Raw genomic sequence first — 14,910 nt, 5'->3', positions numbered from 1 at the left:
GGATGTATTTAAAAGATAAACACATAGAAGCGATGAAACATATAGCTACATATAAATTTTTAACCTCTTCACAGCTTGTTAAATTAGGACTAAATAAACATAGAGGGGATGTGACAAATAATCTTAAGCAGCTCACAGACCAAAAGCGACCTTTAATCGATAAAATCACATTTCCGGTAGACCCTGAAAAGGGTAAGCTGGAATCTATTTATTACTTAACTAGCAGGGGTGTCAAGTTTTTGATTGAAGACTTAGATTACCCAGAGGATCAAATTAAAGCAACGAAAAGTAAGCCGACATCAACTCAAACTTATTTTCATAGAAAGAGCACCATTGATTTTCATATATGTTTAAGAGAATGGCTGAATTGTAATGATGGTAGCGTTGTTTTTTTAAACTATGATTTTGATAAAGTTGGAAATAACAGGAGTAAAGATAGAATCCAACACTTAAAGGCTATTAATAGTCTTGAATTAGATAATGGTGTGTCTTTCATTCCTGATGCTATTACTAAGTTTAAGGTAGCTGAGAGGGATTATCTCTTTTTATTCGAGCAACACAATGGAAAATCATCAAAAAGGCTTATAGAGCAGTTGTGTCTACATGCTATAGCAATTTCAGAGGGAATAGCATCTCAAAAGTATAACTTTGAAAGATCTAACCGGGTGGTAGTAGTCTGTGAGTTTGAAACTCTTAAAAATATAGTTACTTACAAGATGAAACAAATGAAAATATTCGATAATTTGCATAATTTTTTTATTTTTAAAACTAATGATGAAATGAAGAATTATTTCTTTAGTGATTGGAGCTTAATTAGCGGTCAGAAGGTTGATTTTATTTAAATAATTATATTCTTACCTGTATAATAGAGCATCTACGATTAAACTGAGAAGATACTCTCCAGTATAGCCTAAAAAGCTATGCTGGAAGAGGTTTATATATTTTTTTGTAATTGTTCGTGCGGTGATTTTAAATTACTTCTACTTTCATTTAGTTCTTCAAAAATATTAAGTACCCACTTGTGATAGGAAGCCTTTATCAAAGTTTTTAAGGTATGATTTTCTGCATCTATCATTTTTCTAACACTCAATTGAAAATTATATTCATTAAATGCTTGATCGATTTTTGTTAAGGCAGTATCAACCCCTACCCAGCTTGCTGTACCTGTAACAACACCACAAAGTAAAGCCCATGGAGTACTAGGCGCACAAACTGTAAATCAGAATTGACAATGCATTATTTCAGGCATACTTTAGTTTCTGTTCTTGGAAGAGCAGGCGTACCAGCACAAGTGTTGTCTGCATCTTTAGGTCATCAACATAGTGGAACAGTTACATCCTACTATCAGACAGTTGACCATTTAAGTCATAGTCAAAGTGCTAATGAAGGGGTTTTAAATATTACAAATAATAACAAAAAAAATTAATTCTAATTTTAACATTATTAAGCATATTATAAATAAAAATACTGTACAGTTTCATCATAAACATTGCCCCCCCCCTATGAGATATTTACTTTTGGAAGTCATGTTTAAAATATTCAAGGATTTAAAAAATGAAAAAACTTAGTTTAATATTGGCGATATTACTTGCCTTTATGGTTATAGGATGTAGTGGTGGTGGAGGTGGTGATTCAAGCACTACAACAAGTTCATACTCAATTAATGATAATTCAAATAATGCAATAATGGGACCATTAAAAGGTGCGACTGTTAAAATTTATAAGTTAACTGACTTAGAGAACTCAATAGAAGAAACACTAACAGGTAATTTAGGTGCATATTCAGTAGCGTTAACTGGGATTCCAGACACTGAAATGTTAATGATTTCTATCTCAGGTGGTCAAGACGTTGATACAAATGATGATGGTATTCTAGATGACACACCAACTACGAATAGTGGTACCATTAGAGGATTAGCAAAAGCTAGTGATTTAAAAAGTGGAAATGTAAATGTTACATTACTTAGTGAAGTATTATATTCTTATGTTAAGCACTTAATAGGTGAAGTTCATCAAGATGATTTAGAACAAGCAATGAATATAGTTAGTGCTAAATTACTAAAAGAAAACATAAATAGAGATGCTATCTCATATAGAGATATAAATAACTTTGTCCCAATAGATAGTGAATCAAAGAATAAACTTGATTTTGATTATTCTGCATTAACGGGAGAGGACTCGCTAGCAAATAGTATTCATAATGATGGTAATAATAGTGTGATTGAAAATAAACTAAATGATTTATTTTCTCAAAAACTTACATTTAATTCAAATAACATAAAAAGAGATAATAATTTTTACAAAGTAGAATTAATTCCAGGCTTTGATTCAAGTATTACTTCAATTGGAAGTTCTTTATTTTTTAATAATGACAACAATACTAGTAAATTAAAAGATTTTATAACAAAAGACTCAAATGTAAGTTTTACTATTAGCTTAAGTGATAATGTTAAGATAAATGCTTGGAATGGGTGTGATCTTATTTCAACAGATGGGTTAACTTGTTCTATACAAAATATTTCATCTGATAGACAAGTGAGTCCATCAATAATATATAAAGAGTCACTACTCAACGATAATGTAAAAGATGTTACTAATTATTTTGTTGCGATTAATGATAATAACTATACAGTAAGTTTGGATTTAGATGTAAATAGTTCAAGTAGAGACTTTGTAGAAGCTATTGTAGTAGATGATATAATTGTTGCGAAGGGAACATCTCAAAGATTTGCCAGAAAAGTTTTATCAAAAGTTAAAGTAGATGATTATAATTATATATTTGAAACAGAAGGAGCTTCTGTTTTAGATGTGTTTAGCCAAGCTGGAATAAGCTTTAACAAAAATTTAACACATGATGATCTTACTAATGAAGCTACAATCAATAGAAGCTTAAGAGCGAAAGGTATGCAATTATTGCCTCCACGATTTAAAGGTGATGATATATTTACTATTGCACCTATCCCTAGCCATAGCATTAATAGAACTGTGGATGATTTGGTAGGTACATGGAAAATATGGGAAAGTAATGATCAAACACAAGCTGTTTCAATTCAAGGTAAAATATCTTTTAAAATTAAACCTATAATTGACATAAATACTAAATTCTTAAATGTTAAGAGTGCGAAAATTGCATATCAGATTGAGAATATTGGTGAGGCAAAACTTGTTGCTACGGCAGGATTTGAATTAGAAAGAAAAATCAGTTTATTAAATCTTCCTAGTATAGTTACGAATGAAAATAGTTCTGATTTAAAATCACTGGGTTTTGGATTTTGGATAGGTTACTTATATACACAAGTAGATGTACCAGTATTTATTGGTGTTAAGGGAAGTTCAAATACAGCTTTAACTGTTGGAGTTGGATGGAATACAACAGGAACAGTTGGAGTAAATTATAGTAATGGTGAAGCAACATCTATTAAATCTTCTGCAACAAATTATTATATGTTAGGAGAAATGCCTGGAACAAATATTGAAGTAAGTGTGGGTGCATTTATAGAACCACAACCTCGAATATTATTTCAAAATTTTATTGGTTTAGGAGCTACTGTACAAGCTGGAGGATACTACACAGCAAAGGCAGGTGGAGAATACAATAATGGTTTTCAAGCTGCTGCTTCTCAAAAAGTGGATGCTAAAATAGGGATAAGACCAAGGTTTATTGCAGGAAGTTATATGCCAGATTCTTTAAAAAATGTCTTAACATCTGCAAATAACAGATTTTTAGGTAATACTTCTTTTGATGTAGTATATAACATTTGGAAAAAAGAACTTTCTACAAATGAACAAAAGCCAGCATATTTGGAAGTATCTACAGTACCAATAGATGAAATTTTATATGTAAATGAAAGCTATTATGCAAATTATGTATTTCAAGTAAGAAATACAGGAGATGAAGATTTACATTGGAGTTTAGACACGAGTGGCTACTTACCAACTCTTTTTGATATTTCAAAAGAAAGTGGTACATTAAGTGCAAATGATACTGAAGAAATTACCATTTCAGTTAATATCAATGATTTAAGCAGTTTTACTGGACAGACATGGAGAGGAACTTTAAAGTTTAGCAATGATAATGATGATGAAAATTATATAGAAGAAAATATTTTTTCTGAATTTAAAGCACAACTTTTAGCTCCTGAAGAACCTGTAAATGTATCAATTACAGGAACTAGTATTAAAAAGTTTTTTATTACAGGATTTAATTCTTATCAATGGCCTTCTTCAGTAGTTGATTCTTATGAAGAAGAAAAGGGATTTAAATTTTATATATCAGACTATAATGACACATCTAGAACTTGTGATGATACAACTACTAGTTTCATAACAAGTATAAATGAGTATGATAGTAGATTTGAAATAGAAAATGATTATGTTTCAATAAATTTTGACGATGTAAAAAGTATACATAATATCGAAGAAGGAAAAAGATACTGTATTAGACATCTTGCGTACTATGGTAATACACAATCAGAAGTAAATGAAGGTGAGATTGCAGTATACATTCCAGAATATGGAACTTTTTCATCTGCAGTAAAAGATCAGAATAATAATCCTATTGTTGGTGCAACGATAAGATTAACTACCTTGTCAAATTCTACTACTACAAGTCAAGATGGTAACTTTGAATTTAGTGACTTAATGCCAGGAACTTATAGAGTAGTTGTAGAAAGAGATGGTTATAATGATTTTATAACTGAGGAATATGAGATAGTCTCTGGAGTTAATTCTTTTGAACAAATTATTATTTCGTCTGCAGAACTAGCTGATGCAATAGGAACATATAATGGTAAAATCAAAGATGCTGTAACTGGTGGAAATATTTCAGGTGCAACAATTGACATAAGAGAAGATAGAGATAATACGAGTGGAACAATAATAGATACATTAGTATCAGATAGTAATGGTAACTATTCAATTAATACTTTATCTACTGGATATTATACTTTTAACATTTCAAAAGATGGCTATATTACTGCGAGTGAAAATATTTATGTTGTAGGTAGTGAAACAATTACTAAGGATTTATCAATTTCACCTATATTAACTTCAGGTGAAATGAGAATAAAATTAAGTTGGGGAGAAAATCCAAGTGATTTAGATAGTCATTTAGTTAAAAAAACAGGAGATGCTACGGATTATCATATTTATTACTCTAATATGAATAATAATGGCGATAGTTTAGATACAGATGATACATCAAGTTTTGGTCCTGAAACAGCAACCATTGCAGATGTTAGTAGTTCTTCAACTTATTCATATTATGTTTATCATTTTAGTGGTAGTAGCACATTAAAAGACTCATCTGCAAAAGTTGAGATATATTATGGAGATACAACAACTACTTATAATGTACCAAATGAGGATGGAGAATACTGGAAAGTATTTGATATCATAAATGGTCAGCTTGTTAGATGTACATCAAACTGTATTCAAAGTACAGAGTATAGTGGTGTTTCAAGAAATATTGACAGAAACTTAGAAGAAGAGAAAAGTTTATTTCTAAATCTTCCAAGTAAGTAATTATAAACAAAATGATAAGAAGAATATTGTTTATTAGCCTCCCTCTATATTTTTTATATATAGGGGTAGGGCATTTTTACTTTAATAAAAATCTAGAGGATGTTTTATTCCTTTCTATTTTTTATTTAATAGGTTTGTTACTTTTTTCTTTTATAGTGAGTTTATTTTTATCACAAAAAATAGAAATAAAAATCATAGATTATAAATATGGTAAAGATGGTATGCCTAATATGACTCCTGTAGGAAGAGGAAGAGTCTATACTTTTACTTATTTAATTAATTCAATTGAACATAGAGGAACCACTTTTTATAGTTCAATGGCAGGATACAAAATAGGTGATACGGGTATAGCTTATAAAAATAATAAATTAATTGTACTACGATCTGATTTGTTAAAACTTTTATATTTCGCTATTTTTCCAATGATTATTTCCATAATTTTTTTATCATTCTAATTTGAGATTAATAATATGAAAAAGTCCTTATTAATCATAATATCAATTTTGCAACTTGCTTGTGCAAGTGACAGCTATTACTATCATAATAATCAAAAAGTATATTTAATCCCTTATAATATCTCATTAAGAAGCAGTTCAAATATAGACTACTATCAAAATGAAAAAGGTGTAGTATTAGGTATAACAGATAAGCTAATTGTCAAACTAAAAAATGATATATCGATAAATAACTTATTATCAAAGTTCAATATATCAATTGAAAAGAATTTAGATAAAAATCTATACTTATTAAAAACTACAGATAAAAGCTTAACAATAGACATATCAAATAGACTTACTGAAAAAGAATATGTAGAATACGCTCACCCTAATTTTATCAAAAAAAGAATTCGTAGATAGTATGCTAAAAAAGATTCTTTTTCCCATTATTTTTCTATTTTTCGTAGCTTGTAGCGGAGGCGGGAGTTCATCATCTAGTAACCCATCATCTAGTATTCAAACTGTTACTGGAGTCTTGTTAGATTCGGCTATAAGCGGTGTAACATACAGTTGTGATTCAACAATAGACATAACTACAATAGATGGCAACTTCACTTGTCCTCTTAACTCAACTGTAACTTTTACAATTGGTGGTATAAATTTAGGTAGTTTCATAATCTCAACTGCTCAAAGTATAGAACAGCTTACACCCGCAAAACTCTATGGACTAGAAAATGACAATATTACTGACATAAGAGTATTAAACTTTATACAATTGGTTCAGTCATTAGATACAGATAACAATGCAACAAATGGAATAGATATAAACTCAATAACAAGAGATAATTTAATAGGATTTAGTTTAGATATATCAGATATGAATACAGCACAAAATGATTTAAATACTACACTAACTTCTATTGGAAGAAATCTAATATTTCAAAATGAAGCTTTAGAACATTATATAGATACACTTCAAAATACTCTAGATGTTACACTTAAATCTGAACCATATTATTATCAGCAATGGTACTTAGAACACAATAGTACTTTTTATACTCAAAATAATATTAATGAAAACGCACATATAAATTCAGTGAACTTATTAAAAAGTTATACAGGAAATGGTGTCAAGATAGCTATTATAGATGATGGACTAGATACAACACATGAAGACTTAGAAGGTTCAATTATAAACAGCTATAACGTATCTACGAAGTCTACAAACGTATCGCATACAAATCAAAGTGATTATCATGGTACAGCTATAACTGGGATAATAGGAGCAAGAGTAAACTCTAAAGGAATACAAGGCATAGCAAGTAAATCGAAAATTATATTTCTAAAACATAAAGAAGGTATGAGTGATAGTGAGACGATTGAACTTTTTAACAAAGCTCAAGAATTTGGAGCAGATATTATAAATTGTAGTTGGGGTACTTATGATGTATCACAAAGTGTAAAAGATAAAATTGTAGATTTGGCAAATACAGGTAGAGACGGAAAAGGAACCATAATCGTTTTTGCTAGTGGAAATGATGATAGAGATATGGGAAATGATGAATCATCTATACCAGAAGTTATATCTGTAGGTTCCACAGATAAAGATAATTTAAGAGCATGGTATGGCAACTATGGTGAAAACCTTGATATAGTAGCCCCAGGTGGTTATGATATAGGGATAACCACTTTAGACAGTATGGGCAGCAATGGAATATCTTCAATAGATGATAATTATCTTTTATACAATGATTCAAACTCATTTATTGGTACTTCTGCATCTGCTCCAATTATAAGTGGAGTTATAGCACTTATGCTTGAAAAAAATCCAAACCTTACGAGAAATGAGATTGAGAATATATTAAAAAATAGTAGCGATAAGATAGGTAATGTATCTTATGAGAATGAAAGAAATAATTATTATGGATATGGTAAGGTTAACTTAGAAAGAATATTTAGTTTGATGTCACTTTAAGGTTAAGGTATATTATTTTGAGAGAAACTGTAAAATAAGCTTTCATTAACAATTATTTTATATTTTAATTAGTTTAGCTAGAATCATCTGATTATCTCTCACGCTTGTCACTAGATAAATATTCCAGTACAGAAGATACATAGAGTATATTTGAGAAATCATAACATTAAGACTACTTAGTTGGCAATATATTATTGGAGATAAGTCAAACTAGTAAGTCTAAAAAACAATATTTATCTTTTATAGTTACTCTTATATGACAATAATATTATTGTTAGAACTCCCAATGAAAAGAAAAATACATTCCTAACACAGTTAGGCTAACTTGATGACCTGAGCAGCATCTCAGGAGGAAAGAAGAACAGCCCATAAAAAGAAAGAGCGTAAGCGAAAAGATAGCACCCATAGCAGCAAGCAAAAAAGAGACAACGTGAGGGGCGAAGCCCCTATCAATAGTACAAAATATAAATAATATATTTATTAAAGAAATAGAATAAGACAGTTGATAGCAATGTTTACCAAATAAAGTAATAACAATTAAATAGTTAAGTTATATTCTTACAACATAAAGTAAATAGCATCTATAGCTGAACCAGTACAAATACCTCCATCTATCAAGTATTTATCGATGTAGTCATTACCTTCATCTTTCTCATCACTGGAGTAAACATTAACAATATATCCACTGTCGGTAATTGATTCAAATATCTCGTAGTAGTGCTCATTATAAGAGAAGTGAACACTTTTATCATCCTTCAGTATTTTTATAAATGAGTTGATTCTTAGTTCGTTCATATCAGCTACTTTCATAGTCATAATTTTTGATAATAGCGAATGCTGTAGGAATAAATGATAAGTCTAGTTCAATCGCTAAACCAAGCTGACCACGGGCAGATTCAAGTTCAGATAGGTTGAAGTAGCCAAGTTCATGTTCTAATCCTTGTACATAGCCGTAGCAGGTGTTCTTATCAGCCTTTGAGAACTCAATGATATACCAACTCCAATTAGAGTCAGGTGTGAATAATTTAATATGACATATGGGATTAAGAGAACCTTCCGTTTGGTATAAGTCGGGGATAGATACTAAAAATTCATCAGGTATTAATTTACTCATAATACACACCATCTTTACAAGCTAGAGCACCAATGAATCAACCTACAGTAAGTGCTATAAGTAGAAGATTAGGTCTTAAAGGATTTCTATACATGTAAGTCTCCTTCTATGCAGCTTGTTTTTCGAGAGGTTTCCACCAAAATTCTCCGTTCCATCTAAAACCACATGCTTTAATGCTGTCTTTCTTAGCAAAAATATCATCTCCAACAACGACTAAGTTTTGACCTTGTTCCATTATGCTTAAGCCGATGTTGTAAAGGCTAGAATAATCTTGAGGTGTATTGTTAAGAACTTGATTATTCGGTGACTGGTTATATTGTTGTTGCGGCTGTTGTAATTGTGTAGGTTGTTGGTAGCTTTGTTGATTATTTTGGTTTGTATTAGCTGTCTTTTGATACAAATTATTTCCAAATTGTCCACCTAGAGATCTCAGTGCGCGTTTCAAAGAATCTGATACTGCACTTTTTGAAGCATTATCTATCGCATCGCCCAGCATACGAGCCGTACCTGTACCGACTCCGGTATCTTCTCTTTCTATGAAGTTTCTTTGATTATCATAGATTTTTACCTTTATGATAGCACTAAATGTAATTACATGGTTACCATTTTGGTTAGTTTCCCTTGAAACTTCCTCTAAGCGAGAGATTGTGTAGTCCCACATAAAATTAAAGATGGTATTGGCTACATTGATACAGTCAAAAGTTTCAAGGTATCGGAAGCTTAATCCGGCTTTGTCTATGGACTTTACACGACTTTCTTCAAGGTTATATCCTAGTGCTTTTATCTGATTTTCTGAAAACATTTTATCTCCTGTTATGCAGCTTGCGAATCTACTAAGTTTAGTAGTTCGCTTGCTTGATTGTTTGAGCTAGATCTTCTAGCATTTACTTTGATACGAGCGGGCACTTCTTCACTTATTACACTTACTTCTACAAAGGCATCAATTTTATCCATCCCCTCAACTGTTAGCATTTCAGCTTTTACACTTTTCTCATCAACAATAACCGTATAAAAGCCAAGTTTAATAAGCGCTTCCTCATCTATGATTTTAAAAGTCTCTTTGAGTTTTGTTTTATGTGGTGTAATAGTTATAGAAGAGATTGAAGTACCATCTAAACGGTCAATTCCATATTCTTCTAAAACTGAAGCAGTAGCTTCTAGTGCTGTAGCTTTTGAGGCTGTGAGAGTCTTTTTAAGAGCTGTCATCTCTTTAATATCATTTCCTAGGTAATCTATCTTGTTTTGGATTTCTTGGATGGATAAGCCTATGTAGTCTGCTTTAGCATGATAGGGCTTATTACTCTCTAGAACCTGTCTGACATAGTCTTTGTACCACTCTTGGCTCTCTGGCTTAATGTGCTCCATCTCTGTCTGTAAGCGATAGTTTGTCATTTTCATAATATTTATCCTTTTGTTATGCAGCCATCATATATGACTCTGATTTCAGAGATATGAGGTTCTGCATAGTCTTGTATAGTTCTTTATTCAGTTTTATCCTTTCATCAATTGATGTTAAAGATTTACTTGTTAGAACTTTTTGACTCATTTTGTCTTTTAATTTGATACCACCATTGATGATAGATTCTTGAAGGCGGTTATAGATGTTAAAGGCGGATGGAAAAGAGTCATCGGGACGTTTTATAGTAAGTAGTTCTTGTGGATCTATATCATGTTTTGCTGTATCGAAACGAATATCAATTGCTATCTTACTGAGAGCTAAAGCTTCAATGTCATTAAGAGTTACTTGCTTCATTTGTTCAATCTCTTTTTCAACGGTAGGTATATAATTTACCATTTCTACTATAGCTCTAGTTATCTTAGATGCTTGAAATCCTTTATGAATTATCCTTCGATATAATAATTGATCTGTAGAAATTGTGAGCATGTTGCTACAGACAAGCCTATAGCAAGATAATTCAAGGGTAAAAGAGCTAGTTTTATTATGGCTATTTTTTATACAGATATCATAATATAGACCGTTTTTAGGTACTTTAAGAAGGTTTTCAAGCGATCTAAACTGAATTAAATGCTTGACATATGGTTGCCCCTCTTTTGTACGAGATTTTGCCTCTCCAGATAAAATTGGAAAAAAGCCTGCTTCACGAAAAGTTTTCAATACTTCACTTGTTTTTACAAAATGATACATGGATGAAACAGATTCTATAGGCGAATCTGAAAAAATTGATGGAGCTTGTTGTTTTAGTTGTTCATTAGTTAAAATTGATGGAATAGTGGACATATGGATTTCCTTTATTTATGTTTATGGGTTGGTTAAAAGCCTAGGGCTAAAACTTCAATCTTTATCTGAAAGGGTCTCTTTTAAAATAACTGCTGTAGTTGAAATAATTGTTAAAATAGTTCCGATAGGTAGCACGGCTAAATACCTCCATTTAGTATTTTTTTAAGTATCTCTTGTGGGATAGAGAAAAACTTAATCTCTTTTGGTTCTACAATCATCGTAGTCCTTCTGTTGACGGTGTTTCAAAGCCTTTTAGTGCTTTGGTATATCTATAATATATGGTTATATTTTCTTTCAATCTCAAGGTATAGCTCCTATTAAGTCATAAACTATACAATTGAAGTTCTATCGCACTTCGTTTGATGCCCCTATCGTTCACTCCGTTCCCTATGACGGGGTTTATAGAGAAAGATTGTACTTTGGCATTAGATAGAATTAAAAAGCTATACGGGTACTTACTTGCTATTTTAGTACGAATATCGTATAATTATAAAAAAGGAGGATACCTATGAAAACGAAAGATATATATAAAGTATTTGGTATTGCTCCATCAACAATGTCTGATTGGAGTAAAGAAGATAACAAGAAGAATATTCTTGCTCAATTACTAAAAGGTATATCTCTTGAAGATGTAAAAAAGATAGTAGAATCACAACAGTATGAAACACCAAAGCCAATGATGCTTTTATCAACAGTAAATTGTTCTATTGGGAATAAGAAGAAGCACTATACACTTACAGGGTTAAAGAAGCTATTTTATAAGAGGGAAGACCTAAGTACATATGATAAATATGCATTAAAGACAATAAAGAATGAAGCACTACAAGAAGAGATAGAAGATTTTACCAAGTACTATAAGATATCGCCTAAAAGAGTTCATGAGGTGCTACTGTCATTATGAAAAATATTGAATTTATACAAGAGCATTATAATGAACAGATACATGCTTTAAATAGTTTTATCAAGGATGTATATCAGTACTTACCTAATCAGGATCATTCACTCATTCGTTTTGGTGGAGGAACAGCATTGGCGATATACTATTTTCAACATCGTCTTAGTTTTGATATAGATTTATTTGTAACAGATGTTCAAGTGCTAAACTATCTTAGTCCAAAGCACTGGATAGAAGAGACAAGCAACTTCAATAACAGTAAGTACATTGATTTGTCAAACCATATAAGAGTGCTAGAGAAAAAGAACAATATAAAAGTAGATGTGCTTGTTACACAAGATTCATCTATGGATTATCTGCTTGATGATTCGAGAGCTATTTTTAGTAGTGATGTTTATGTTGAGAGTATTGAAGATATAATCGCTAAGAAAATTGTTTACAGACGTAATGATAACCTTACAAGAGATATCATTGATATTGCTATTTCAATAAAGCATGCTGATAATATTTTAGAAAAGTTGTTTATAGCTGAAAAAATTAATAGAGAAGATATCCAAGATTTGTACAATTCGATTGAGAGATTAGATAGAGAAACATTTAATGAAGAAATTGAGATAGTAGCACCCTTTGAGAAATATATCGATGATGCTAAAAATGCTCCTGAGATCATAAGTGAAACATGTCAAAAATTGTTAATGTAAAAGTAGTGTTTGAATTAGGTTTGTAAGTTTAGAAAGAATGTGTTTAAAAGTTAGAGGTATAGGGGATATACTTCAATAGAAAATAGCCTTTGAAATTCCCTGCCTGTAGTGGTTTTTACAACTACTAAGGTGTTGGGCATAATGTGTCGTTAAATAGAATGTAAAATATATGTATTTGAGTTGATAAATTTATAATAGGAGTTGTATCAGGATGGCTACTTTAGAACAAGATATTGATGACTTATATGAAAAAATAGGAGATGTAGATAATTTTGATTTTCAAAACTATATTTCCCCTCTGTTACAAGACCTAGATCCAGATAATTTAACAGAAGAACAAGTTGAAAACTTAAATAAGTTAGTAGAATATTATACAGACTATGGTGTCTATTTACCATTACCAAATGACCCAAGATATGAACATATTAAAGACTATGAAGATTATGAGTACACTAATTGTATTGCATATGAAATGGTAATTCGTACTGATAAATTTCATAAAATGAAAACATATAATCAATATGAAGACCATGATAAGTGGATTAAAGATGCAGTATATTTAGGATTAGACCCATCAACTTATATTTTTCCGGAAGATATGATAATTTTAGATTCAGAACATAAATTTAGACTTATGTATCAAAGCAAAAAATATATAAGTATAGATGATTTTGATAATGGTTTGTATCTGTTAATCGAGTACTATTTAGAAAAAGAAGAAATTTATCAAATAGATAGTAATTTAAAACTAGAGAAAGTTGTAGTAGATGATATCAAAAATAAAAAACACTCATTAGTCAATAAGATATTTAAAAACTATGGTAATTACTATATTATTCTTATGGATAGCGTAGAGAATAAACCTACATTGACTCCTTTAAATAAAGATTTACCTACAAGCAAGTTAGATAGTGACTTTGTTAAGTCAATAGAAGATAGATATATTAAATATAAACGTATTGATACCGAGCCAGTATATACAAGACCTACACTAAGTTTTAAAGAGTCGAAAATTATTAATTTACCTATTAATTTAAATTTACCAAAAACTGAACTAGAGGCTTACGTATCAAAAATTAAAGATGACTATGATGAAAATGAATCAATTATACAAACTCCTATGGAATTATTAGGTAAGAAAATTGAGAAGGCTATAGAACCAAATAGTTTAAAGAAAATGCCAGCTAAAAAGAAAAGAAAGATTGCTTTTTCTAATGCTTTTTGTGTCTATGATTTATATAAAGTGCTTACTCCTATATTTGAAAGAGAAGAGAGGGAGTTTAGAGAAAAACAAAAGAGTGGTGCAATAGGCAGAAATATTAATAATACCTACACCAGTGTAGAACTAAAAAATGAGATAGCATTTATTGCTGGAATATTTACAAAAGATGGGGACCCTGCCATTGATAAAGTTGAATATTATCATACACTAATACAAGAATATATTGATGATGAAAAGTATAAAGAACTTATAACTGGTGAAAAAAATAGATTGTAAAAAAGTAAAATGTGAGACCTGTAATGAGACCCAATGAATTCTTAAGGCTTGAAAGTATGTAATATAGGGGTTTAAAATGGTGGACCCTCAGAGATTCGAACTCTGGGAGGTATAACCCTCGCCGGTTTTCAAGACCGGTGCATTCGACCAACTCTGCCAAAGATCCACGTTTGTATTTGTAAGTATTATAAATTGGAGGTGCCACCCAGATTTGAACTGGGGATAGCAGCTTTGCAGGCTGCGGCCTTACCACTTGGCGATGGCACCAGTCAATCAATTTTCCATGGTGCCCGGGGCCGGACTTGAACCGGCACAGTATTGCTACCGGGGGATTTTAAGTCCCCTGTGTCTACCGATTTCACCACCCGGGCATCGGGGGTATTTTTAACAATTTATAAATGGAGCGGGAAACGAGGTTCGAACTCGCGACCCCAACCTTGGCAAGGTTGTGCTCTACCACTGAGCTATTCCCGCAATTAAAGAACACACTTATTTTTAAGTGAGCGGAATTATAGCGACTTAATTTTC

The 14,910-nt window shown here is 31.1% G+C and carries 14 protein-coding genes and 4 tRNA genes; 9 read left to right on the top strand and 9 right to left on the bottom strand.

The features are described from left to right. Positions 1-2 precede the first annotated feature (2 nt). The 6 genes from HUE88_RS12915 to HUE88_RS12890 all read left to right on the top strand — a co-directional run bounded on the left by HUE88_RS12915 (position 3) and on the right by HUE88_RS12890 (position 7,935). Positions 3-842 carry a replication-relaxation family protein gene (locus tag HUE88_RS12915; RefSeq protein ID WP_194369593.1) on the top strand — a complete coding sequence of 280 codons (840 nt, stop codon included), beginning with the start codon at positions 3-5 and terminating at the stop codon, positions 840-842. A gap of 389 nt (positions 843-1,231) precedes the next feature. Then, a complete protein-coding gene (locus HUE88_RS12910; RefSeq protein ID WP_194369591.1) occupies positions 1,232-1,426 on the top strand; it encodes a site-specific integrase in 195 nt (64 codons plus the stop codon). Between the two features lie 128 nt (positions 1,427-1,554). Beyond that, complete coding sequence (locus tag HUE88_RS12905) at positions 1,555-5,523, top strand: carboxypeptidase-like regulatory domain-containing protein (protein ID WP_194369588.1); 3,969 nt, start codon at positions 1,555-1,557, stop codon at positions 5,521-5,523. An 11-nt stretch (positions 5,524-5,534) separates the two neighbouring features. Continuing rightward, on the top strand, positions 5,535-5,978 hold the full coding sequence (locus HUE88_RS12900) for a hypothetical protein (protein WP_194369586.1): 444 nt from the start codon (positions 5,535-5,537) through the stop codon (positions 5,976-5,978). A gap of 15 nt (positions 5,979-5,993) precedes the next feature. Continuing rightward, entirely contained in the window at positions 5,994-6,380 is a 387-nt protein-coding gene (locus HUE88_RS12895; RefSeq protein ID WP_194369584.1) for a S8 family serine peptidase, read from the top strand. Position 6,381: 1 nt separating this feature from the next. Then, positions 6,382-7,935 (top strand): S8 family peptidase, encoded by a 1,554-nt coding sequence (locus tag HUE88_RS12890; RefSeq protein ID WP_194369582.1) that lies wholly within the window; start codon positions 6,382-6,384, stop codon positions 7,933-7,935. Between the two features lie 558 nt (positions 7,936-8,493). On the opposite strand, the gene HUE88_RS12885 is transcribed toward HUE88_RS12890, so the two are convergent. The 5 genes from HUE88_RS12885 to HUE88_RS12865 form a co-directional block, all read right to left on the bottom strand. Next, positions 8,494-8,730, bottom strand: coding sequence for a hypothetical protein (locus HUE88_RS12885; protein ID WP_194369580.1), 237 nt, complete (start codon positions 8,728-8,730; stop codon positions 8,494-8,496). Position 8,731: 1 nt separating this feature from the next. After that, positions 8,732-9,049, bottom strand: a complete 318-nt coding sequence (locus HUE88_RS12880) for a DUF2958 domain-containing protein (protein ID WP_194369578.1) — start codon at positions 9,047-9,049, stop codon at positions 8,732-8,734. Positions 9,050-9,155: 106 nt separating this feature from the next. Further along, positions 9,156-9,851 (bottom strand): Rad52/Rad22 family DNA repair protein, encoded by a 696-nt coding sequence (locus HUE88_RS12875; protein ID WP_194369577.1) that lies wholly within the window; start codon positions 9,849-9,851, stop codon positions 9,156-9,158. Between the two features lie 11 nt (positions 9,852-9,862). After that, the gene (locus tag HUE88_RS12870; protein ID WP_194369576.1) at positions 9,863-10,447 is read right to left on the bottom strand and encodes a siphovirus Gp157 family protein; all 585 of its coding nucleotides are present in this window, start codon (positions 10,445-10,447) and stop codon (positions 9,863-9,865) included. A 16-nt stretch (positions 10,448-10,463) separates the two neighbouring features. Beyond that, entirely contained in the window at positions 10,464-11,288 is an 825-nt protein-coding gene (locus tag HUE88_RS12865; protein WP_194369575.1) for a DUF932 domain-containing protein, read from the bottom strand. Positions 11,289-11,796: 508 nt separating this feature from the next. On the opposite strand from HUE88_RS12865, the gene HUE88_RS14180 reads away from it, so the two are divergent. The 3 genes from HUE88_RS14180 to HUE88_RS12850 all read left to right on the top strand — a co-directional run bounded on the left by HUE88_RS14180 (position 11,797) and on the right by HUE88_RS12850 (position 14,382). Further along, on the top strand, positions 11,797-12,189 hold the full coding sequence (locus HUE88_RS14180; RefSeq protein ID WP_229860091.1) for a hypothetical protein: 393 nt from the start codon (positions 11,797-11,799) through the stop codon (positions 12,187-12,189). Continuing rightward, positions 12,186-12,884 (top strand): nucleotidyl transferase AbiEii/AbiGii toxin family protein, encoded by a 699-nt coding sequence (locus HUE88_RS12855; protein WP_194369574.1) that lies wholly within the window; start codon positions 12,186-12,188, stop codon positions 12,882-12,884. Before HUE88_RS14180 ends, HUE88_RS12855 begins: the two co-directional genes overlap by 4 nt. A 211-nt stretch (positions 12,885-13,095) precedes the next feature. Then, a complete protein-coding gene (locus HUE88_RS12850) occupies positions 13,096-14,382 on the top strand; it encodes a hypothetical protein (protein ID WP_194369573.1) in 1,287 nt (428 codons plus the stop codon). Between the two features lie 77 nt (positions 14,383-14,459). On the opposite strand, the gene HUE88_RS12845 is transcribed toward HUE88_RS12850, so the two are convergent. The 4 genes from HUE88_RS12845 to HUE88_RS12830 form a co-directional block, all read right to left on the bottom strand. Then, positions 14,460-14,548, bottom strand: a tRNA-Ser gene (locus HUE88_RS12845). Between the two features lie 27 nt (positions 14,549-14,575). After that, a tRNA-Cys gene (locus tag HUE88_RS12840) sits at positions 14,576-14,649 on the bottom strand. A 17-nt stretch (positions 14,650-14,666) separates the two neighbouring features. Beyond that, a tRNA-Leu gene (locus HUE88_RS12835) sits at positions 14,667-14,753 on the bottom strand. A gap of 28 nt (positions 14,754-14,781) precedes the next feature. Continuing rightward, positions 14,782-14,856: transfer RNA gene (locus tag HUE88_RS12830), tRNA-Gly, on the bottom strand. Positions 14,857-14,910 lie beyond the last annotated feature (54 nt).

Origin of the sequence: Candidatus Sulfurimonas baltica, assembly GCF_015265455.1 — a bacterium.
Classification (GTDB): Bacteria; Campylobacterota; Campylobacteria; order Campylobacterales; family Sulfurimonadaceae; genus Sulfurimonas; species Sulfurimonas baltica.
Note: the sequence above shows the minus strand (reverse complement) of the source record. Positions and strands in the feature narration are given on the sequence as shown.